Origin of the sequence: Streptomyces spirodelae (assembly GCF_017676385.1) — a bacterium.
Classification (GTDB): Bacteria; Actinomycetota; Actinomycetes; order Streptomycetales; family Streptomycetaceae; genus Streptomyces; species Streptomyces spirodelae.
Genome location: NZ_JAFFZN010000001.1, coordinates 190776 through 211721, shown reverse-complemented (window position 1 = coordinate 211721; position 20946 = coordinate 190776). Strand labels below are relative to the sequence as shown.

At 69.9% G+C, this 20946-nt stretch carries 24 protein-coding genes and 1 pseudogene; 11 read left to right on the top strand and 14 right to left on the bottom strand.

Going from position 1 to position 20946, the window contains the following annotated elements:
- Positions 1–25 precede the first annotated feature (25 nt).
- The 3 genes from JW592_RS00915 to JW592_RS00905 all read right to left on the bottom strand — a co-directional run bounded on the left by JW592_RS00915 (position 26) and on the right by JW592_RS00905 (position 2261).
- Positions 26–433 carry a hypothetical protein gene (locus JW592_RS00915; RefSeq protein ID WP_209262867.1) on the bottom strand — a complete coding sequence of 136 codons (408 nt, stop codon included), beginning with the start codon at positions 431–433 and terminating at the stop codon, positions 26–28.
- A 274-nt stretch (positions 434–707) separates the two neighbouring features.
- Entirely contained in the window at positions 708–1250 is a 543-nt protein-coding gene (locus tag JW592_RS00910) for a DapH/DapD/GlmU-related protein (RefSeq protein WP_209262866.1), read from the bottom strand.
- A gap of 57 nt (positions 1251–1307) precedes the next feature.
- The gene (locus tag JW592_RS00905) at positions 1308–2261 is read right to left on the bottom strand and encodes a LysR family transcriptional regulator (RefSeq protein WP_209262865.1); all 954 of its coding nucleotides are present in this window, start codon (positions 2259–2261) and stop codon (positions 1308–1310) included.
- Between the two features lie 259 nt (positions 2262–2520).
- Between JW592_RS00905 and JW592_RS00900 the strand changes: the two genes are divergently transcribed.
- Entirely contained in the window at positions 2521–3099 is a 579-nt protein-coding gene (locus JW592_RS00900; RefSeq protein WP_209262864.1) for a hypothetical protein, read from the top strand.
- A gap of 263 nt (positions 3100–3362) precedes the next feature.
- On the opposite strand, the gene JW592_RS00895 is transcribed toward JW592_RS00900, so the two are convergent.
- From JW592_RS00895 to JW592_RS00880, 4 genes are all read right to left on the bottom strand, one after another.
- A complete protein-coding gene (locus JW592_RS00895; RefSeq protein ID WP_209262863.1) occupies positions 3363–4046 on the bottom strand; it encodes a VOC family protein in 684 nt (227 codons plus the stop codon).
- Positions 4047–4051: 5 nt separating this feature from the next.
- Positions 4052–4573, bottom strand: a complete 522-nt coding sequence (locus JW592_RS00890) for a helix-turn-helix transcriptional regulator (protein ID WP_209262862.1) — start codon at positions 4571–4573, stop codon at positions 4052–4054.
- Between the two features lie 162 nt (positions 4574–4735).
- The gene (locus JW592_RS00885; protein WP_209262861.1) at positions 4736–5146 is read right to left on the bottom strand and encodes a VOC family protein; all 411 of its coding nucleotides are present in this window, start codon (positions 5144–5146) and stop codon (positions 4736–4738) included.
- Positions 5147–5203: 57 nt separating this feature from the next.
- Positions 5204–5653 (bottom strand): winged helix-turn-helix transcriptional regulator, encoded by a 450-nt coding sequence (locus JW592_RS00880; RefSeq protein ID WP_209262860.1) that lies wholly within the window; start codon positions 5651–5653, stop codon positions 5204–5206.
- A gap of 114 nt (positions 5654–5767) precedes the next feature.
- Between JW592_RS00880 and JW592_RS00875 the strand changes: the two genes are divergently transcribed.
- The 4 genes from JW592_RS00875 to JW592_RS00860 all read left to right on the top strand — a co-directional run bounded on the left by JW592_RS00875 (position 5768) and on the right by JW592_RS00860 (position 10173).
- The gene (locus JW592_RS00875; protein WP_209262859.1) at positions 5768–7084 is read left to right on the top strand and encodes an MFS transporter; all 1317 of its coding nucleotides are present in this window, start codon (positions 5768–5770) and stop codon (positions 7082–7084) included.
- A 63-nt stretch (positions 7085–7147) separates the two neighbouring features.
- The gene (locus tag JW592_RS00870; RefSeq protein WP_307805246.1) at positions 7148–7321 is read left to right on the top strand and encodes a LysE family transporter; all 174 of its coding nucleotides are present in this window, start codon (positions 7148–7150) and stop codon (positions 7319–7321) included.
- Between the two features lie 196 nt (positions 7322–7517).
- Positions 7518–8531: a BtrH N-terminal domain-containing protein gene (locus JW592_RS00865; RefSeq protein WP_209262858.1), complete on the top strand. Its 1014-nt coding sequence runs from the start codon at positions 7518–7520 to the stop codon at positions 8529–8531.
- An 85-nt stretch (positions 8532–8616) separates the two neighbouring features.
- Positions 8617–10173, top strand: a complete 1557-nt coding sequence (locus JW592_RS00860; protein WP_209262857.1) for an oxidoreductase — start codon at positions 8617–8619, stop codon at positions 10171–10173.
- A gap of 92 nt (positions 10174–10265) precedes the next feature.
- Here JW592_RS00860 and JW592_RS00855 read toward each other — a convergent pair whose 3' ends face one another.
- Positions 10266–11009: a 2-oxoglutarate/malate transporter gene (locus tag JW592_RS00855; protein ID WP_229374969.1), complete on the bottom strand. Its 744-nt coding sequence runs from the start codon at positions 11007–11009 to the stop codon at positions 10266–10268.
- A 41-nt stretch (positions 11010–11050) separates the two neighbouring features.
- Between JW592_RS00855 and JW592_RS00850 the strand changes: the two genes are divergently transcribed.
- Complete coding sequence (locus tag JW592_RS00850) at positions 11051–11677, top strand: TetR/AcrR family transcriptional regulator (RefSeq protein ID WP_209262856.1); 627 nt, start codon at positions 11051–11053, stop codon at positions 11675–11677.
- Positions 11678–11795: 118 nt separating this feature from the next.
- Positions 11796–12545, top strand: coding sequence for a DUF1838 family protein (locus JW592_RS00845; RefSeq protein WP_209262855.1), 750 nt, complete (start codon positions 11796–11798; stop codon positions 12543–12545).
- Positions 12546–12590: 45 nt separating this feature from the next.
- Here JW592_RS00845 and JW592_RS00840 read toward each other — a convergent pair whose 3' ends face one another.
- Positions 12591–13004 carry an SRPBCC family protein gene (locus JW592_RS00840; RefSeq protein ID WP_209262854.1) on the bottom strand — a complete coding sequence of 138 codons (414 nt, stop codon included), beginning with the start codon at positions 13002–13004 and terminating at the stop codon, positions 12591–12593.
- Positions 13005–13137: 133 nt separating this feature from the next.
- Between JW592_RS00840 and JW592_RS00835 the strand changes: the two genes are divergently transcribed.
- Positions 13138–13878, top strand: a complete 741-nt coding sequence (locus tag JW592_RS00835; RefSeq protein WP_209262853.1) for a VOC family protein — start codon at positions 13138–13140, stop codon at positions 13876–13878.
- Positions 13879–13908: 30 nt separating this feature from the next.
- On the opposite strand, the gene JW592_RS00830 is transcribed toward JW592_RS00835, so the two are convergent.
- Positions 13909–15222, bottom strand: coding sequence for an MFS transporter (locus JW592_RS00830; protein ID WP_209262852.1), 1314 nt, complete (start codon positions 15220–15222; stop codon positions 13909–13911).
- 71 nt (positions 15223–15293) lie between these two features.
- Here JW592_RS00830 and JW592_RS00825 point away from each other — a divergent pair, with 71 nt between their 5' ends.
- Positions 15294–16136: a LysR family transcriptional regulator gene (locus tag JW592_RS00825; RefSeq protein WP_209262851.1), complete on the top strand. Its 843-nt coding sequence runs from the start codon at positions 15294–15296 to the stop codon at positions 16134–16136.
- A gap of 52 nt (positions 16137–16188) precedes the next feature.
- Here JW592_RS00825 and JW592_RS00820 read toward each other — a convergent pair whose 3' ends face one another.
- Positions 16189–16578, bottom strand: coding sequence for a VOC family protein (locus JW592_RS00820; RefSeq protein ID WP_209262850.1), 390 nt, complete (start codon positions 16576–16578; stop codon positions 16189–16191).
- Between the two features lie 137 nt (positions 16579–16715).
- Here JW592_RS00820 and JW592_RS00815 point away from each other — a divergent pair, with 137 nt between their 5' ends.
- The gene (locus JW592_RS00815) at positions 16716–17363 is read left to right on the top strand and encodes a TetR/AcrR family transcriptional regulator (protein WP_209262849.1); all 648 of its coding nucleotides are present in this window, start codon (positions 16716–16718) and stop codon (positions 17361–17363) included.
- 80 nt (positions 17364–17443) lie between these two features.
- Here the strand turns inward: JW592_RS00815 and JW592_RS00810 are convergent, their stop codons facing one another.
- From JW592_RS00810 to JW592_RS00800, 3 genes are all read right to left on the bottom strand, one after another.
- Positions 17444–19237, bottom strand: a complete 1794-nt coding sequence (locus JW592_RS00810; RefSeq protein ID WP_307805245.1) for a sugar-binding protein — start codon at positions 19235–19237, stop codon at positions 17444–17446.
- Positions 19238–19472: 235 nt separating this feature from the next.
- A complete protein-coding gene (locus JW592_RS00805; RefSeq protein ID WP_209262847.1) occupies positions 19473–19979 on the bottom strand; it encodes a DinB family protein in 507 nt (168 codons plus the stop codon).
- A gap of 43 nt (positions 19980–20022) precedes the next feature.
- The gene (locus JW592_RS00800; protein ID WP_209262846.1) at positions 20023–20661 is read right to left on the bottom strand and encodes a class I SAM-dependent methyltransferase; all 639 of its coding nucleotides are present in this window, start codon (positions 20659–20661) and stop codon (positions 20023–20025) included.
- Between the two features lie 100 nt (positions 20662–20761).
- Between JW592_RS00800 and JW592_RS00795 the strand changes: the two are divergent.
- Positions 20762–20920 (top strand): annotated as a pseudogene (locus JW592_RS00795) (helix-turn-helix domain-containing protein); the annotation flags it as partial.
- Positions 20921–20946: the final 26 nt, after the last annotated feature.

Below are 20946 nucleotides of genomic sequence, written 5' to 3'. Positions count from 1 at the left end.
GAGGGGGCTTCCCGACGGTGACGCTTCACTGCAACGCGGACTTCAGCGCAGGGACAGCGGTTCCTGAATTCCTGGCGGGGATCTTCCACCGGAATTCGGTACCGTCGCCGTCGCGATAGGTGAGGGTGCCACCCCTTTCCGCGGTGGTGATGTCGAAAGCAACGGTGTTGACCCTGTAGGCGTGGGGCTTGACCGTTGGGCCGCCGTCCGTGAAGCCAGTGGGAGCGATCTGTGCCGCCCCCTTGCTGTTTCCCGCCTCGACGGTGTGCCCGTCGGGGGTCTTCCAGCGGGACCCGCCATTGTCGCCGGTGGCCTTCACCGGAGTCTTCGTCTTGTTCGCGGCCTCGACGGCGACGACGGCGAAGAGATCGTGCTCCGGGGAGCGCGTGCGCGTCTTGTCGACGTAGACAACGGTGTCCGGGGTGATGTGCACGGTCCCTTTCCCGTCTGCTCCGGCAGTTCGGGCGCTCTGCCCCAGTTCGGAAGCAGTGCGCGGACTCGGGTGCGGATCGCTTTTCCTGCTGTCGCTGCCGGTACAAGCAGCGAGGTTCAGAAAGCATGCTGCTGCGAGTGTGGACGCTCGGATGACGTAGCGCATGGTTCCTCTGGTGGGAGCAGGTGGCGTGTGTGAAGTCTGCTTCACGCGGGCATGTCCGGCGGGTCATCGTTGCCCTGTTGTGACCGGCGAGCATTCCGCTTGAGGCGCGTCACCACTGTCGGTACACAGAGGCTTTGGCTCCGGTCACCAGGGTTGCCGGCGGGACGTCATCGGCCACGACCGCGCCGGCGGCGACCACGGCGTCACGTCCGATGCTGACCCCGGGCAGGATCGTGGCACCGGCGCCGATCCACACGTTCTCCGCCACGTCGATGGGCGCGCCGGTGAGATACAGCCGCCGCTCCTCGGGGTCGACCGGATGGCCGCCGGTGATGAACGTGGCCTTGGGGCCGATCATCACCCGCTCACCGAGGCGGATGCCGGCGTAGTCCAGGAATGTGCAGTTCTGGTTGATGAATACGCGTTCGGCAAGGTCGAGGCGGAGGCCGTGGTCCGTGTAGAAGGGCGGGTAGATGGTGACTTTCGGCGGCAACGGCTTGCCCAGGATCTGTTCGAACAGCGCAGCCTTGCCCGCTTCGTCGTCGAAGGGCAGGGCATTGAGGCGGGAGGTGAGTCCGGTGACTTGCAGAACCCTCTCGGCCATGGCCTGGAACTCGGCACTGTGTATGCGCATAAGGCGGTCGCTGGACATGGCACGGCTCTTTCTGGAGGACCGGAACTACTGCTGTTTCCGGTAACTGGGCAGGATCTACGGGGCGTTGGTGCCGGGGCGTGATGACGTCGCCCAAGGCGGGCGCCAGGCCGCCTCGGGGGGCCTTGGCAGGCTTTCGAGGTGCGCGATGATTCCGCGGAGTCCCGGGTGCGGATTCGTTCTGGGAAGGATGAGCGAGAGCGGGTAGGCGAGCGTCGGATTCACGACGGGGATACGGCGCAGGTCGTGGTTCGTCGGCCAGATGTACCGGTCGCGTGCCCCCACGAGGGTGGCCACGTCCGCTGAGTCCGCGAGGGTGTCCAGGAGCACCTCGTCTCCGAAGTGCGGGCCTGCCGCGTCGATGCGGAGGTCGAAACGGGTGGCGAGCTGGTCGTAGAACTCCGCCCATTCGCTTCGGGGCGCGATACCCGGCACCCAGATCCGGTGCTTGCGCAACTGCTGCGGTGTCAGTCTTCGCGCGGAGGCGAGCGGATGTCTCGGGCCGACGAGGAGTTCAAGCGGCGAGTCGAACGCGTGGATCATCTGCAGGTCGGGCGGCAGCGTGGACGGGTCGGTGACGGTACGGAACGAGGCGTCGACGTCGCCCGCCTCGACGGCGGCGACCGCCACGCGCGGGTCATGGGCTCTGAGGGTCACCACGTCGAGATTGATTTCGGGGTGTGACCGCCAGTAATCGTGCAGGACGACAGCCTGCGCGCACCGCAGCCCGAGAACGTCGATCCGAAGAGCCCGGGCCCCCGGCCTGACCGCCGTGATGGCACGTTCCACACCCGCGACGATGCTCCGCGCATGGGGGAGAAACGCCTGCCCGTCGAGTGTCAGCTCGATCCCTCGGGCAGTACGTGAGAACAGACGTGCTTCCAGCTCGCGCTCCAGGGCGGCGATCCGCTTGGAGACGGCCTGCTGTGTCACGCCCAGCTCGTCTGCCGCTTGCTGGAACTGTCCGAGCTCGGCTACCCGGACGAACGATCGCAATGCATCGGTGTCCACCGGTTCAGCTTATGAGTGCCCAACTGAACGTTGTGGCTGAGAGAGGGCTGGTTGTGCGGACGACGCGACTGCCCGGCTTTCGTCCCCTGGCTCCCCAACCATTGGTTGTCGCCGGGGGCCGGCAGGGCCGGGAGAAGCTCCACCACCTCGACGCCGAACCGATCAACGCCATCGCCGAACGCTGGATCAGCCGCTACGACCGCGAGCGGGTCCACGCGCGGCCCGACCGGCACCGTCGATCCCGCTGTAGAGTCCCGCCGTGACGACATCCGGATCTCTGCTCGACCGGCTGAAGGCCGACCGAGAGGCCGCGCTGCTGGCCGACTTCCCCTTCGAGTTCGACACCCTTGTCGGAGCCTATGGGCCCATCACCCACGTCGAACCGGTGCGATTGGCCTCCGGTGAGCCGTTGGAGGCGATCGCGAAGGACCACAGCGGCGGCACGTACTTCCTCTGCGGCGAGGGGGACGGCGAAGACCGCCCGGTGCTCTTCGCCGATTCCGAAGGTTCCGCCGGGCTCATCGGAACCACGCTCCGCGACGCGCTGCTTGTGCTGATCGGACTGCCGTGCGCCGACGAAGCCGTGTACGGGGAACGGGAGGGCCGGGAGATGAACGAACAGGCGCTCGAAGCTCTCCGTGACGCGGACGACGCGGAGTACATCGAGGCTGCCGGGCTCGAAGACCTGCCCGGGATGCGTGCGGAACTCCTCGAGCGCCTCGGCCTGGCCCCGCTCCCCGCACTGACCTGGCTGCTGGAGCGCGCCCGCGCCGCAGCAGCGCTCGATCCCGCCTACGTACTTCTCAACGAAGAAGGCCACGCCTACAGGCAGGACTGAGGGCAGGGTGTCCGCCCCGACAGGCTCCGGACCGTGACCACCACCGCAAGGACGAGTCGCGCAACCCCACGTGGAGCCAGAAGGACCCTCGGCCCTGAGGGCTACAAGGCGGTCGCGTACGAGATCGCGGCCGAACCCGGCGTACCGACACCCGTGTTCGTTCGGCCGACGGGCTGCGACCAGCGGGCATCGAACCCTGACGGTCGCCTTCGCGTTCTCCGGTGGAAGTACCCGTGGAACCAGACCCGGGACCGTGTCCGGGGTCAGGACGCCGCCGAAGCGGTGGCCGGACCGTGGGGGAGGGGCGTGGCGGCCTCCCAGATGAACCCGTCCGGGTCGGTGAAGGGGCCTGCGGAGGGTCCTGCGGTGCCGCCGAGGACGATGCGGTGCGAGCCTGTGCCGTCGGCGGCGACGCCGAGGTCCTTGGCCAGGCCGCGGCGCTTGTACAGTGCCAGCTTGACGGAGCCGGACTCGTCGGAGGCGAACTCCACGTACTTGCTGCCGAAGCTCCTGGCCACGGTCAGGCCGCGGTCGATGTAGAACTGCTTGCTGGCCTTCACGTCCTCGACGCCGAGCAGCAGGACCATCTCGTCGATCTCACGGGTGGCCGGGCCGGTGTCCTTCTTGGCGGAGGTCGCGACCTTCCAGATCGTCCCGTCCGGGGCCCGGACGACGCCGCCGTAGCCCCAGAACGACTTCGCGGCGGGCTTCAGTACCGTCGCGCCGGCGTCCACGGCGGTGCCGATGAGGCTGTCGACTGTGGCCGTCCGGGACACCGTGAGTGCCAGGGCGAAGCCGCGGAATCCGGTGGAGGGTTCCTCGGACGCCCGGTGCTGCCGTATGTGCGAGTCCACTCCGAGGGCGGCGTGAAAGCGGTGGGCGGCCTCGGGGTCTGCCACTTCGAGAGTGACGGAGGTGAGGGAGGTGTGGGAAGCGGTGGTTGCCATGTCCCTCACGCTAGGCCGCGGCCGGTGGCCGGGGCTTCTCGATTCCTGACCGGTCTTGTCACCTGCTTCGCCACGCACGCCGGCATGCCCCGCACCGTGACCGGGGAGCCCGCCTCGTCGCCCGTGCCTGCCGGAGCAGCACCGTCGGACGTCGCGTCCGCCGCCCGGCGCCGGAACGCACCCGGTGGCATGCCGACGAGTTCGGTGAAGCGGGTGGTGAACGTGCCCAGTGACGCGCATCCGACCTCGAAGCAGACCTCCGTGACGCTGAGGTCGCCCCGCCGGAGCAACGCCGTGGCGCGCTCGATGCGGCGGGTCATCAGGTACGCGTACGGCGACTCGCCGTAGGCGGCCCGGAACTGTCGGCTGAGGTGCCCGGCGGACATGTTCACGCCACGGGCGAGCGCCTCCACGTTCAGCGGCTGCGCGTACTCCCTGTCGATACGGTCACGGACGCGGCGCAGCCGCGCGAGGTCGGCAAGGCGCTGCGCCTCGGCGCGTGCGCGCCCCCACTCGGGCCGGCACATCAGCTCTTTCCCTTCTTTCGTTGTTCCGTCTCCTCCGCTCTTCCGTCTCGCGTCCGGTGCATACGGAGACCGAGTGAGAAGCGGCCCGCCGAGACCGGTCCGCCCAAGTCGGCGGGGGCGTGGCCGCGATGCGGGCGGACACGCCCCCGGTCCCCGTACGACTCAGCGCAGCTCCTGGATACGTACGAGGTTGCCTGCGGGGTCGCGGAAGGCGCAGTCCCGGATGCCGTACGGCTGCTCGGTCGGCTCCTGGACCACCTCCGTATCGCCTGTCTGGACCTTCTCAAAGGTGGCGTCGAGGTCCCGGGTGGCCAGCAGGATCCAGCCGTAGGTGCCCTTGGCCATCATCTCGGTGATGGTGCGCCGCTCGTCATCGGTGATTCCGGGGTCGGCAGCCGGCGGGGCCAGGAGGATGGAGGTGTCCGGCTGGCCGACCGGGCCGACCGTGATCCAGCGCATCTTGCCCTGCCCGACGTCGCTGCGGACCTCGAAGCCGAGGACATCGCGGTAGAAGGCGAGCGACTCGTCCGGGTCGTCGTGCGGCAGGAAGCTCGTGTGAATGGTGATATCCATGCTGGTCAGGCTAATTGCCGCCCTTCTCCCCCGCTTCTCGATTCCCGATCGTTTCGGTCACGCCCGGACCTTCTCCACGACCGTGTCCTCCGGTTCAACCGGGCGGCCGTCCGTCGCCTGGATCTGCAAACGGCGCAACGGGCTGCTGGTCCGGCGGTCCAGCAGGCGGGAGTGCTCCTCGCCAGGGGTGAAGCACTGGTCCTCGCCCCACTGGCGCAGGGCGACGATCACCGGGAACAAGGCGCGGCCCTTGTCCGTGAGGAGGTATTCGCGGTGTGACCCGCCGTCCGGGGCGGGCGCGCAGTGCAGTACCCCGGCGTTCTCCAGCGCGCGCAGCCGCGCCGCCAGGATGTTCTTGGCGATGCCGAGGCTGCGTTGGAACTCGCCGAAGCGTCGGCTGCCGTCGAAGGCGTCCCGCACGATCAGCAGCGACCACCAGTCGCCGATGGCGTTCACCGACCGCGCGACCGGACAGGGGTCGTCATCGAAACGGGTGCGGGCGACCATCCATGGCTCCTTTTCTGCGGATCTCTGAGCTCTCTGGGCTGGTTGCAACATACTACCTCGGATGGCTACCGTCCTACAGGTAGCAAGATGCAACCAAATGGAAGGTGTGGCGGTATGGCGATCCAGTGCTCCGGCACGGTCGGCGAGGGCGGTGGAACCGACAGCCGCGAGGCGCGTAGCGCGCCGTCGGTGTCGGACCTGTCGCCGCCTGCCCGGCTCGTGCCCCTCCTCGCGCTCGCCTGCGGCAGCTCCGTCGCCACCGTCTACTTCTCTCAGCCGCTGCTGGTGACCCTCGGTGAGCGGTTCGCGCTCGGATCGGGGCTGCTCGGCGCGATCGTCGCCGTCACCCAACTCGGCTACGCCGTGGGCCTGCTGACGCTGGTGCCGCTCGGGGATCTGTTCGGCCACCGGCGGCTGATCACCGGTCAGCTCGGGCTGCTGGCCCTCGCACTGCTGGCCGCCGGGCTGGCGCCGGGCGTGTGGGCGCTGCTCGGAGCCCTCGCCGTGGTGGGGCTGCTCGCCGTCGTCGCCCAGACGATGGTCGCGGCAGCGGCCGCCCTGAGCCCGTCGGGTCGGCGCGGCCGCGCCGTCGGAACCGTCACCGGCGGCATCGTGACCGGGATATTGCTGGCCCGTACCGCCGCCGGTCTCCTCGCCGACCTCGCCGGCTGGCGGGCGGTCTACCTGGCGTCCGCGGGCGTCACCGCCGTCCTCGCCTTGCTGCTGCGTCGCGCTCTGCCGCTGGGTACGACGTCCGCCGGGGTGCGTGAGGTGCCGTACGGGCGACTCGTGGCCTCGACCGTCACTCTTTTCGCCCGCCATCCGCTGCTACGGGCCCGGGGAGCGCTCGCCCTGTTGGTCTTCGCGGCCTTCAGCACGCTGTGGAGCGGCGTGGCGCAGCCCCTGAGCGAACCGCCGTGGTCGCTTTCGCACACCGCGATCGGCGCGTTCGGGCTCGCCGGTGCGGCTGGAGCCGTCGCCGCCGGAGCGGCCGGGCGCTGGAACGACCGGGGGCTCGCCCAGCGCACGACCGGCGTCGGCCTCGTCCTGCTGACGCTGTCCTGGCTCCCGATCGCCCTGACCCGGCAATCGCTGTGGGCACTGGCGGTCGGCGCCGTGCTGCTGGACTTCGCCGTGCAGGCCGTCCACGTCACCAACCAGACCCTCATCCACGCTGTCCGGCCCGACGCGGGCAGCAGGATCATCGGCGGCTACATGGTCTTCTACTCGGCGGGCAGCAGCCTCGGTGCCCTCGGCTCCGCACTCGCCTACGCGACGGCGGGCTGGCCGGCCGTGACAGCCCTCGGCGCGTCGTTCAGCCTCGCAGCCCTGCTCCTGTGGATGACGACCTGCCGTAGGGGAGTGCCCGGTGGGGCCTCAGCGGCTGAGCGGCCGGACCCCGCGGACCAGGCCGATCCGAGAAACGGGTGACGACGACGGGCGCCGAGGGATCCTCAGGCGGCGCAGCACCGCCATCTGCTCGTCGAGACGGGCGTGCTGCTCGCCGGGGTGCACGTCGTACTCGGCGTGCTCTGGTCCTCCCTGCTGACCGGCTGCGCCCGGATGTTGCGGGATGTACTACGGCGCGAGTCTGCCCGCCGCGTGCTCGACCGCGTCACCGGGACGGTGATCGGCGCGTTCGGCATCCGGCTCGCGCTCAGCGACTGATACCGGCCGCAACCGCCCCGGATCGGTCCCTCCGCCTCTCCGGCCTGCCCCTGAGCCTGCCGTTGGACTCTCCCACCGTGGGAGAGTCCATCCTTCTCGTGCGCAGGACGAAGCAGCCCGCATGTGAGACTCAGCCCGTCGGGTCGTCGGCAGAAGCCTCGGCAGAGGTCTCCGAGAGAAGCAAGGGAAGCATGGGATGGCCACGGTAACCGGAATCGACATCCGCGATGCGCAGCACTGCGAGACGGCGGCTCTTGGGGTGCTGCTGCGGCACCAGGGAATCGATCTGTCCGAGCCCATGCTTTTCGGCCTCGGTTCCGGCCTGTCCTTCGTCTACTGGGACAGCAAACAAATGGGCTTTCCCTTCCTCGGCGGTCGGGTCAAGCCCTTCGAACTCACCAGGAACCTGGCCTCCGCACTCGGGCTGGAGCTCCTCGTCCAGGAGACCACCTCGCCCCGCAGGGGGTGGGGGAACGTGGCTGCCCAGATCGACGCAGGCCGCCCGGTCGGACTGCAACTGGACAGCTACCACCTCGACTACTTCGGGTCGAAGGTGCACTTCGGTGGGCATGTCGTCGCCATGTACGGCTATGACGACCGCGACGCATACCTGGTGGACACGGCCCAGCAGGGCGGCGCGGTGTCCACCAGTCTGACCGGCCTCGCCCAGGCCCGGGCCGCGCGGGGCCCGATGGCCGCCAAGCACCGGTCCTTCACTCTCACGGCTGCGGGAGAGCTGCCGGCCCCGCAGCGCCGGATCATTCCTGCCGTCACAGCCTGCGCCCACGCCTTCCTCAACCCGCCCATCGCCAACCTCGGCCACCGGGGCATCGAGAAGGCCGGGAAGCTGGTGCGCACCTGGCTCCAGCGGACCGACGACCCGCAGCGGGACCTGCCGCAGGCTGCCCTCTTGATGGAGAGAGCCGGCACCGGCGGCGCCCTGTTCCGCAACCTCTACCGCGACTTCCTCGCCGAGTGCAGCCAACAGCTCGACAGCCGTCACCTTCGCACCGGCCACACGCTCTACAGCGAGGCGGCCACCCTCTGGACGGAAGTCGCAGCACTGATCAGCAAAGCCGGTGAATCAGGCGATGCAGAGTGCCTCGTACAGGCAGGAGCAGTTCTCAACGATCTCTCGCGCATGGAGCGGGAGGCCATGCAGGCGCTGAGCCGACTGGAGAGCGAAAGCCCGAGCACGCCCGAGCACTGACTCCCGCCCGGAATGGTCCGCCACCCCTCCCGTTCCTGTGCGCTGGGGCAAGGCGAGCACGAAGGGAGATCACTACGCTGCCTGAGTGCTCTCATACGACGAGTTGACTTCACCGGAGCGTGCGCTGTGGGACGCGTTCCCGGAGGGACGCCGCGTGGACCTGCGCACGGGCGTACTCGGGGAGGATCATGTCCAGGAGGGCGGGCAATGGGGCCCCGAGCGGACGGTTCGGGCCTCGGTGCTCGTGGCGCTCCTCCAGGGCGCGAACGCCGCCGAGTCGGGCGCCGTCGCCTGTCTGCGCGTCGTCGGCGCGCGGATATCCGGGCGTCTCAACCTGGCCGGCGCGCAGATCGCTCACGCTCTCCGGCTCGAGGACTGCTGGTTCGACGAGGGCGTGGACCTCTCCGAAGCGTCGACCAAGTCGATTGCGATCGTGGGCAGCCGAGTGCCAGGCGTGGAAGCAGGCTTGAGCCATGTCGAGGGACGCCTCGTCCTGCGGCGCTCCCGCCTGGAAAGCGGCGCCGCCTCGCCCCTCCACCGCAGGGTCACCGCCTTGTCACTCATCAACGCCCATGTGAGCGGGGCCGTCGTCCTCAACGGCGCCGAGATCACCGCACCGGAGGAGTGGGCGGTGTCCGCCGGGGGACTGGTCGCGGAGGGCGGCGTCTATTGCAAGGACGGATTCGTCGCGCGCGGTGAAGTCCGTCTCATGGGCGCACAGCTGCCCGGCGGACTGCACATGCAGGGCGCGCGGCTGGAACGCCCTGGTTGCAGTGGGACGGCCCTCCGTATGGACAACGCCGTCGCGTCGACGCTCGACTTCTCCGGTGGGTTCAGTGCGAGCGGGACCGTGCGGCTGCGTGGCGCCCGGATCTCGGGCAGCCTGACCCTTGCGGGAGCTGTACTCAACGGGCCGCCCGACGGGCACGGCCCGGCATTGGAAGCGGTCCTGATGCAGGCCGTCGACTTCGACCTCACACTCGCCCGGCCACCGTCCGGCATCGTGGACCTGCGCGGCGCGCAGGTGTCCTACCTCCACGACAACCACCACAGCTGGCCGGCTGTCGTGGAGCTGGACGGCTTCGTCTACGGCTCCATCAAGGAGGACGAGGCGGGCGAGCGACGGGAGGCAGCGGGGCGGCGGGATTCCGTGGTCCGCCGCGTGGCTTGGATACGACGCAGCCCGGGCTACAGCCCGCAGCCCTACGAGCAGTTGGCGGCCTGGTACCGGAAGGCCGGCCACGACGACGATGCCCGCCGTGTCCTCCTCGCCAAGCAACGCCACCGGCGCCGTGCGCTGCCCCCGGCGGCCCGCGTATGGGGCCGGCTCCTCGATGTGACGGTCGGCTATGGCTACCGTCCGTGGCTGGCCGGCGTCTGGCTCCTTGTGCTGATCCTGGTGGGCACGCTGTCCTTCAGCACGGCCTCACCCCACCCGGTCAAGCAAGGCGAAGGCGCACCGTTCCAGCCCCTCGTCTACACACTCGACCTCTTGATCCCTATCGGCGGTCTGGGCCAGCGCACGGCCTGGTACTGGTCGGCCGACAGCCTTCAATGGCTGTCCTACCTACTGATCGCCTTCGGCTGGGTGCTCACGACCGCCGTCATCGCGGGTGTCACCCGCACCCTGCAGAAGAACTGACGGACGGCGGCCGTCTCCGGGACGGCCGCTCGGCGCGGTGGCCCCGCCGGTGGGGAAGGCGTCACGTATGGCGGCGCGCGGTGCGGCCGGTGTCAACGGGCGTCTCCATACGCCGGCCGACCCGTCTCGTGGGTTCGCGGGTTCTGTGACAGGCGGAGCAGGGCGATGCCGTATGCGACGAGCCAGACGACCCACATGAGCCAGCCGGTGAGACCCAGGAGACCCCAGGGGTCGGGACGTTCGATCACGAGGGGGGTGAGGGTGGCCGAGCTGAACAGCAGGGTGGCCGAGACCAGCCCCCAGGTCTGCTGCCATGGCCGGATGAGCCCGGCGCGTCGGCCGGCGACGGAGAGACCCAGGAGGGCGAGGGCCAGGAAAGTGCCGTTGAGGGTGAACAGGGCGTCGTGCAGCGCCCACAGCCCCGCAGTGGCGTCGGTGCTGTCCGCCGCCGTCGACGAGAGCGCCAGGCGGATGGCGATGACTCCGGCGAAGGCGGCGTTCTGCAGGATGAGACCGGCGAACCCGAGCAGTGACCAAGCCTCGTTCCTACCGCGTTCGGACTGCCGTAGCGCGCAGACGGCGCCCGCGCCGAACAGAGTGGCGCAAGCCCAGGCGGCGGGCGTCGGCGCGGAGCCGATGCCGACCAGGTCGCCGTTCGTACGGAAGAACGCGCCGACTTCCCCGGGCGCCGCCCCGGTACGTGGCATCCCGGCGGGGACGAGGAGCACATTGCCTATGACGATCAGGAAGGCGAAACCGAGGGCGCCGATCCCACCGAGCCGGAGGAAGCCGTTGGGGCGAGCCGGCTGAGTCGGCTGAGCTGGTTGACGTAGCATGTATTCACTATAAGCACCGTAAAGTCAAAGAGGAGCACCCCGTGAGTGAAGAGCCGGGCCGGCGCAGGTACGACTCGCTGCGCCGGACCGCACAGGCACAGCAGACACGCGCGGACATCGCCCGCGCCGCCCGGCGGCTGTTCGTCTCCCACGGGTGGGTGGCGACGACCGTCAGGGACGTGGCGCGCGAGGCCGGCGTCTCCGTGCCGACCGTGTACGCGGCGTACGGGAACAAGACAGGACTGACCCGGGCGCTGGCCGACGCAGCCGACCTGTCGGCCGACGTGACCCAGCTGCTCGCGGAGCTGGAGGCCCCGGCCGCCGACCCCGTCGGCCAGCTCGCGGCGATGGTCGCCTACGACCGGCGGCTGTTCGAGCGTGCCGGCGACATCATCATGCTGGTGCGTGAGGCGGGGCTCAGCGAACCGGAGCTCGCCGCCTTCTACCGCGACGGTCGCAGGCGCGGTGACGAGACCCGGGTCCAGGTCTTTTCGTCCTGGTCCGGCGGCGTTCTCCGGGACGGCCTGGATGTGCCGTCCGCCGTTGATGTCTACGCGGCCCTGTGCAACATCGACGTCTATACCGAGCTGACGACCGAACGCGGCTGGTCACCCGATCGAGTTGAGCAGTGGTGGGCGCGGGCGCTGGTCCGCGAGTTGCTGAACTGAAGCTGCCCGAGCGTGAAGGTCGTAGCAGGACCCCGGGTTCGCCGTTCGACGGCAAGGTCGCCGTGCTCTCCGAGTGGATCGTGCCCGGACGGGTGGCGGAGCGTGCAGAGTGGTGCGTATGACGACACCGGCAGAGCTGCTCCGCTCCTTCGCCCGCACCCGCGCTTCGCTCGACGGCGAGGAGGTGACGTACTGGTGGTCCGGAGACGTCTACTCCTGGGCCCCCGACGAGCCCTACCAGCGCGTCTTCGGCTTCGAAGGGCTCAACGTCGCCCGTCTGGTCCAGGACGCCGAAGTCGGCCCTGACGCGTACCAACTGCTCACCCGCGAGGCCGCCTTCTTCCTGGACCCCGTCAGTCGCGAGATTCTTCAGACCTGGCAGGACCTGCCGGTCGTGCACATCTGGAACGACCCGGCGAACCAGAAGTGGCGCCCCTTCCCGATCCCGACGACCGAGCTCGGCGGGGAAGTCTGCTTCAGCCTGGAGATCCCGCTTTCCTACCCGTCGCCGCTGCCGGTCGCCGAGTACCCCGTCCATTCGGCAGGCGACACGTACAAGGCGCTGGAGTGCTTCCAGTTCTTCGCCGACCATGCCGACCTGGACGGCCCCGCGCCCAGCGTCCCTGCCACGATGACGTGGACCAGGATGTCCCCATGGCTCCCGTGGATGGCCCGAGGGCAGCGGCCCGGCGGTCTCACCTTCCACTGCCGGGGCCGCAAACTCGCCTCGTACGCCGAGGCCCCCGAGCGCACCCGCGCCTACATTGCCGACCGTCACCCGGAGTTCGCCCATGCCCCGGAGAAGTGGAGCGAGCCCAACGAAACCAGCTGGACATACTTCCGCAAGCTGAACCCGCCGCCGAAGTGACCGCCGGGCCTTCGCCGGGCCCTCCGCCTGGCTGTCCGCCCGTCTTCAGGCGGCCGGCTCCATCAGCTTCTTGAGCCGGGCGAGGTCGGCAGTGACCATGTCGGCGTCACGCTGGAATTCGGCATCGCTCATCCCTGGCCGTCGGCGAAGGGTGAAAACCACCTCGCTCGTCGTTCCGTCGGCGATGACCCGGACCGGGTTGTAGACGGTCTCCCCTGAGGGCAGCGTGACGTCGTGGTCGAGCACGCCCAGGTCGTTACCGGGCGCGAAGGCCACGGTGACCCGGCCCATGGGCGAGGATTCCGCGACCCACTGATCGCCGATCTTCTCGATGGAGCCGCCGAGGCCACGGGCCCACGCGGGAAGGTTGGACGGGTCCGACGCGTAGGCGTATACGTCAGCGACGGGGCGGTCGATGAAGACGCTCAGATGGCGGGATTCCTTGTCGGTGCTGTGCATGGTGGTGACGGTAGTGGATCACCACCACCGCCCTCTTGAACGAATCGGCCAGATATGAGCCATGCGATGCCGACCAGAGGTGTGTGCCGGGCCGTGAACGATCTTCGCGGAGCAGATGCATAGGATCGCCGCCATGCCACTGCGACCTGTGATGGTGAACGTAAAGGCCCTTGATGCCTCGGCGGTCGGCCGGTTCTGGGCGGAGGCGCTCGGCTGGAACGCTTACAGCCCCGGCGTGACGACCTACGTCGGACCCGCCGGTGGTCTCGTGTGGCCGCACCCGGTCGCCGTCGGTATCGACGTCGTTCCCGTCCCGGAGCCCAAGACGCCGACGAAGAACCGCGTGCACCTCGATCTCGCCACCACCTCCGCTGCCCATCAGGAGGAGTTGGTGGCGCGCCTCCAGGAGCTCGGTGCGACACCCGTCGATGTGGGTCAGGGCGAAGTGCCGTGGAAGGTCCTCGCCGACCCCGAGGGCAACGAGTTCTGCGTGCTGGAACCCAGGGAGAGTTACCGGGACACCGGGCCGATCGCCGCGGTGGTGGTCGACTGCGCGGACCCTCGGGTCATGGCCCGGTTCTGGGGCGAGGCCATGGACTGGGCCCTGCACGAGGTGACCGACGATCTTGCGGTGCTGCGCTCCGCCAAGGGCGTGGGCCCGTATCTCGAGTTCCTCCGCACACCCGGGGCGAAGACCGTGCCGGACCGTGTCCATCTCGACCTGTTGCCGTACCCCGGTGACGACAAAGCAGCGGAGGTGGCCCGGCTGCGCTCCCTCGGCGCGACCGACCTCGATCTCGGCCAGGGCGACGTCCCGTGGACGTGCCTGTCCGACCCGGAGGGCCACGAGTTCTGCGTCCTCGCCCCGTCCTGACCCGCCGCCTCCACGCTCTCGGTCCACCGATCAGCCCTGGATGGCGTTCGAGGCTGAGCTGGTCGACGGCTCCGTCCCGGGCAATCCTTTCCCCGGGGCAGCTCCGCGTGGGGCCGCACCGCACGGCTCAGCGCCCGATGTCCTGGCGGGGTCGAGTCCGCTGAGCGGAGACCGTCCTCGGGCGGGCCGTCGGCGGCCGGACAGCAGGTACCCGGTCAGCGCGGCGGCGAGACCGGCCAGGCCGGCTGCCGCGAAGCCGCCCGCCGGCACGGAGACGTCGATCGCCACCCCGACGAGCGGGGACCCGAGCGCGAAGCCCCCGCTCAGCGCAGAGGATTGCAGACCCGTCACCTCACCCCGCACCCCGGCCGGCGCCAGCCGGCTGACCGCGTCGGCCACTGCGGAGAGGGTCGGCGCGGTGAGCAGCCCGGTGACGACAACGGCCACGCACAGCCACGGCCAGTCGGGGGCGAGCCCGGCGGGAATCGTCACGATCCCGAGCGAGCCGAGCAGCAGCCACGTGGGCAGCGGCCGGGGCAGCGCGCCGTACATCAGCCCGCCGGCAACGGAGGCCACGCCGAACACGGCCACGACCACAGCGGCCCAGGACACCTGATCCGCTTCCTCGAGCGTGGCGACGATGGCGAGGTCCACGCCGCTGAGCAGCGTCGTGGTCCCGAATCCCATCGTCAGCACGGCGATCATGGGGGGTCCCAGCCACTCCCGGCGCGGTGGCCGTTCGGTCGCCCCGCCGGCATCCGCCTCGCCCGGTGCCCGCAGCGGCGGGTTGAGAAGGGCGATCCCGAGCCCGCCGATCACGATTGCGGTGCCCACTCCCCACGCCACCACACCGGGGGACATCTGCGCGGAACACAGGATCACCACTGCCGGGCCCACCATGTACGACAGTTCCCCCTGCACCGACTCCAGCGCGAAAGCGGCCCGGCGCTGTGCCGCCGTCGTCATCGCGGCGATCGCCTGCCTGGTCACCGGCTGGGACGGCACCATCAGCAGGCCCGCCACGAAGGCGGCGCACAGCAGGGCTCCGTACGGCAGGGCCGGGACGCTCAGCCAGAAAACGACCTGCACCGCGACAGTTGCCAGCAGCACCGCACGCAGGCCCCGCCGGTCGATCATGCGGCCGACCAGTGGCCCGCCCAGCGCCAGCCCGGCGGTCAGAGTCGCCGCGACACCGCCGGCTGCCGCGTAACTCATGTCCAGGCCCAGCACGACGTACATCGTCAGCGCCATCACGTCGGCCGTGATCGCGGTACGGGCGAGCAGCGAGACACCCAGCAGCGATGCCATCCCCGGCACGGCGAGCACCTGTCGGTATCGGGTCACCCCGTGACGCTAGATCAGCCGACTTCCCATAGGAAGTGATTTATTTACTGGAGCTGACATAATGAATAGTTATGGCCAGGGATCTCGAGACCGCCCTGCTGCGGTCCTTCGTCACCGTCGTACGTGAGGGCAGCATCAGCCGCGCCGCCACCGCGCTCGGGCACACCCAGCCCGCGCTCAGCCAGCAGGTGCGCAAGCTCGAGAGCGCCGTCGGCCGCCCGCTGCTCCACCGTTCGCCGTCCGGCGTCACGCTGACCCGGGCGGGCGAGGAGCTCCTTCCGTACGCCCAACGGATACTCTCGCTCTCCGCGCAGGCACTCACCGAAGCCGGGCGCGCGCTGACGGGCCGCTGCGGCGTCGGACTGCTCGAGGACCTCGCCGCCTCGCAGCTTCCGCAGGCCCTCGCCGACCTCGCCCGGCTGCACCCCGGAGCGAGACTGGAGGTGCTCAGCTGCTCCAACGCCGCGATGCGTGAGGCGTACGACGAGGGCCGCGTCCAACTCGTGCTCGACGAGGTGCCGGATCTCCCCGGGCCGCCGCGCTGGACGGTACGCCGCCCGCTTGCCTGGGCGATCGGCCAGGGTGTGGACGTCGCTGCCGATCCGTTGCCGGTGGTGCTGTTCTCGGGCGCGTGCTCCTGGCGTACGTCCGTGCTGGAATCGCTGGAGTCCGCCGATCGCCGATGGCGCGTGGCGTTCGAAAGCAACAGCCTGGTGGGTGTGCTCGCCGCGGTAAGGGCCGGGCTCGGCGTCGCCGCACTCCTGCCCACGAACCTGGAACCGGCCATGACCTGCCACGACACGGACGCCCTGCCCTCGCTGCCGGACGTCGAACTCGGCCTCGCACGGCACCCGCGCAGCGAAGGCGACCCGCTGATCGATGCCGTGGAGACCGCGCTGCGCCGCATGAACTGAGTTTCCCGACCGGTCGGCGCACCGGTCCGGTTTGCATTCGCGGTCCGGTGCGTCAGTCGGCGTTCGGGGACGTCCACTCGACGAGCTGGACGACGACGCCGTTGGGGTCGGTCGTCTGGAAGAGCCGCTCGCCCCAGGGTTCCTCGCGCAGCGGCATGGTGATGGGCGCCCCTTCGCCGCGCAGGCGCTTCTCCTCGGCCTCGATGCCGGTGACGGTGAAGGCGAGGATCAGCCCCTGGGCGCGCTGGTCGCGCTGTTCGGGAGGGAGGACCTCGATCCCCCGGGCGAGGAGGACGAGGTCGGCGGCCGCGTCCGTGCGGGAGAGCGCGGCGAATCCGTCGGCTTCCGCGGTGACCTGGTAGCCGAAGTGGGCCACGAAGAAGTCGCGGCTGGCGGCCACGTCCTCGACGGTGAGGGAAACGGTGGTCGTGGAGATGTGCACGGGACTCCTGGGGTGTTCGAGATGTTGGGGCAAGGCGGAGCTGAACCGCCCGGCGAAAGAATTGCGTCGGACGTAAAATTACCTTCGGCGCATCAGCGTGTCAAGGGTATTTTTATGCCCGTGATAAGTTTTCCTGTATGGGTACCGAGACGGCGGGCCTCCGTGAGGCCAAGAAGCAGGAGACCAGGCAGCTCATCTCCGACCACGCGACCCGGCTGTTCCTGGAGCAGGGCTTCGAGGACACGACGATCGCCGAGATCGCCGACGCGGCCCGGGTGGCCAAGAAGACGGTGACCAACTACTTCGCACGCAAGGAGGACATGGCGCTCGACCACCAGGAGGCGTTCGCAGGCGCGTTGGCCCGTACGGTCGCGGACCGGGCACCCGGCGAGTCCGCGCTGGGGGCGCTGCGACGGGCCTTCGGCGAGGACGTCGGCCGACGCAGCCCGGTGGCGGGCTTCTCGGGGTTGCCGTTCGCCAGGATGGTCGCCGACAGCCCCACCCTCACCGCACGCCTGCGTGATCTGCACGACCGGCGGGAGGAAGAGCTGGCCCGAGCGCTCGCCGAGGCCACCGCAGCAGCACCCGAGGACATCACCCCGGCCGCGGCCGCTGCCCAACTCGCCGCCGCCCACCGGCTGCTGTTCGGCCGTATCCAGGAACTCACCCTCGCCGGTCACCCTGTCGACGCCGTCGCCGAGTCGGTCGTCCAGGACGCGGACCAGGTCTTCGCGATGCTCGAACCCGCCCTCGCCGACTATGCGGTGGCCCCACCCGCCGACTGACCGCACCGGCTGCCACCCGCATCGGCTGCAACCGGCTGTCGGCGCTTCGGCGTGCTCTTCGTGAACAACGACGTGCCGTCTCAGTGCGGGTGGCGTGGTCCGACGGCCAACGGGACGCCGGTGCGCCGGCTCTGGGCGACGGATGCGGGCGAGTCGCTGCTACGGGCCGCTTCCATGGGGATGGTCGGCGGGCCAGGAGTGGTGGGGCGCCCGGTCGGAGGGCTGTAGCCGGGCAGGTGGAGGGTGCCCCAGGTGTAGGGATCGGCCTGGGCGCTGCCGAAGGTGGACCAGCCCAGTCGGGACTGACTGGTGCGGTCCTGGGTGTCGGAGTCGTAGACCATGATGTTGCCGGTCATGGCTGCGGGATCGGCCGCGGCCGGCAGGTCGGCGAGCGCGATCTTCACCTCGACGGTATAGCCGGTGTACGGCGCCTGTACGGCGGCGGCCCAGCGCATCCCGGGAGCGGTCCGGGTGGCCGGACCCTGATGATGGTCGGCGTCGCGACTCGCGCAGGACCCGCCGTCGGAGGTGAAGGGCAGCACGGCCGCCTTGAACGTCGTGGAGGTGTCCTGCGCGTTGCCACGCGGATCGAGGGCGATCTCGACGGAGTCGGTGCGCCAGTGACGCTTGCAGTCGTCCCGGCTCAGGGCGCTGCCCTTGGCCTCGTCCGCCACCTCGACCAGGACGTAGAGGTCATCGCCGTGGCGGGACATCCGCGCTATGGCCGAGCAGTCCTGCTCGGACGCGCACTTGTCGCCCTGCCAGTGCGTCAGGGCAACGGCCTGGCCCGGGTATTCCCCGGCGCTGTCACGGCCGTCCAGACGGGGTGGACGGGAGGTGGCCGGGACGGTGGTGGACGGGCTGGTGGGGTAGTCGGGCTGTGCCCGGTTGGCCAGCCAGGGCATGCCCACGCGGTCGGCCCAGGCCGCGAACTCCGCATACACCGGCCGCAGTCTCTGCTGCCGGTGCACCGGCGCGGTCTGCGGCTTGCCGCGCTCGGCGAGTACGGAGAACCAGTCACAGCCCATCTCCTTGCGCGGAGTCGTGACAGTGGCGGGCAGGGAAGCGAATCCCTGTGTGCGGTACAGACGTGCGGCGTTGCGTTCCAGCTGTGCCCAAGTGGTGCCGTTCCGTCGGGACCAGGCCCCCTGCCACGCTCCCAGCTGTGGCAGCCCGGTAACCGGATCGCGCAGCTTCGCGGTGGCGCAGCCGGGCCCCTTCGGGCCTTCGAACGACCAGTTCCGGGTCAGCAGCCGCGCGGGGCGCCAGGGCCGGTAGCCCTCGTCGCTGACCTGCTCGGGGAAGGCCCGCGGATCGCCGGCAAGGTGGAAGGCTTCGATGGTCATACGGGCCGACAGCTGGTGGGCGCCGTGCTGGTTGAAGGGACGCGGGTCCATGGTGACCACGGTTCGGGGAGTGGTCGCCCGGATGAGGCGCACCAGCCGCTCCAATGTGTCCGCCTGCCGAGGCGGACCGTCCCAGACCTTCCTGGTCAGGGGCGCCGACAGCGTGTACCAGAAGTCCGGCTTGTCAAGGTAGTACACGTTCTTGATGCGGGCGACGGCGACCGCCTGCCGCTCCTCGCGCTCCCGGATCAGCCCGAGAGCCGCGCCTTCCTCCTGGCCGACCGCGTTGCCGCCGCCCTCGCCGCGCGTAATGGTCGCGACGCCGACGCTCAATCTCCGCTTCTCGTTCCACTGTCCGAACGTGGACAACGACTGGAACTCGTCATCCGGATGGGCCCCGACGAACAGCACGTCGTTGTGGGCCCGGTTCCGCACGTGCGGTGCGGCACCGTCGGCCGCAGCCGCGACCGCGTTCGCGTCCGGCAACGGCCCTACGGCCTGGCCGAGCAACAGACTTGCAGCCGTCACAGCAACGCCCAGGGCCCTGCGGGCGACACGGTGGGCAACTCGGCGCTGCTGTGCACGGCGCTGCTGTGCACAGCGCGGCTGCGGTGTGAACACCCCGCGGATCCTCGTCATCCCGCCGAACTCCTCACCGAATCACCGAAATGGCCACCGGACGCCAGTTCGTAGCATGCCCGGCCCGGACACCCCGGCACCCTGCCACCGGTGCTTCATCCTGAAAGTTCCGGCACTCGGCGGATCAGCGGCCGGTTGAGCCGTCGATCAGTTCCCGGAGGATGTCCGCGTGGCCCGCGTGGCGGCCGGTTTCCTCGATCATGTGGGTGAGCGCCCAACGGACGCTAGGTCCTGAGCGCCCCGGCTGCGGCCGCAGCCGGGGCACCGGCGCACCCGGGTCGGTGCACCCGTCCAGAATCTCGTTCGCCCGCTCGACCGTCTCCCGGTAGCGGGCCACGACATCGGCCACGCTGTCCTCCGGCGCGGCCTGGAACGTCGCCTGCCAGTCGGCGACCTCGTCGCCCAGAAACATCGAACGCTCGACGGATGTCAGGTGGTTGAGGAGACCGAGCAGATTCGTACCCGAGGGGACCGCGGCGGTGCGTGCCTGCTGTTCCGGCACACCGTCGAGCTTCGCGGCGACCGAGGTACGCAGGTAGTCGAGGAATCCGCGCAGGACCTCGGCCTCGCTGTTTCCGGTCCGGGGCGGCGGGCTGTCGCTGCGGCGCCCGCGGCGCGCGGTACTGGACAAGAGGAATCGCCTTTCTTCGTCGGGGACGGCGTCGGACACCGGGTCACGCGGTACGGCGGATGAGCAGGACGTGGTCGGTGACCTCGGCGGTGCGCCCGCCGGGTCCGGTAGCGATCCGGCGGGGTGCGTCGGCCCGTTCGACGGTCCATGTCTCCGGATCCAGAGCGATACCGGCGGCGACTTCCCGCGGGCTCGGGTACCGGATGTCGGGGTCCTGGTTCCAGGACCACGGCGCCGTCGAGCCGTGGTCGACCACCAGCAGCCGTCCGCCCGGACGCAGCGCGTACGCGGCCGAGCGCAGCACGGTCGCGCGGTCCAGGTGGAAAGGGGTGTGCAGGTAGTGGGCCGAGACGAGGCCGAATCCGCCCGCCGGGGAAGCGGGGAAGGACCGGTGCAAGTCGTGCCGCACGGCGGTGATGTGTTCGCTCAGCCCGTGCGCGCGAGCGAGGGCGGCGAGCCGCTCCACCGCGACGGCCGAGATGTCGGTGGCGGTGACGTGCCACCCCTGGCCGGCGAGCCACAGCGCGTCTCCGCCGTTGCCGCATCCGAGGTCCAACGCGTCACCGGGCGGCAAGTCCGGCACCGTCTCGGTGAGCAGGACGTTCGGGTTCGGCTTGTCGGCTGTTGCGGGGCGGGCCGCGTAGACGCTGTCCCAGAACGCGACTGCATCGCTGGTGTGCATCAAGACTCCTTCTGACATGGATGTCGGTCGTAATGCGCGCAGTCTTGTCAGGACCGCCAAGACCTGGCACGGAATCTTGCGGTAATGGCAAGGTGGCCTCATGGACCGCTCCACGGACGACACCGTGCTCGACGCGGTGGGGCCGCGGCTTCGTGCGCTGCGTCGTGACCGTGGCATCACCCTCCTTGAACTGGCGGCGACGACGGGCGTCTCGGAGAGCACCCTGTCCCGGCTGGAGAGCGGGCACCGCCGGCCGAGCTTCTCATCCTGTTCGGCTTGCAAGGG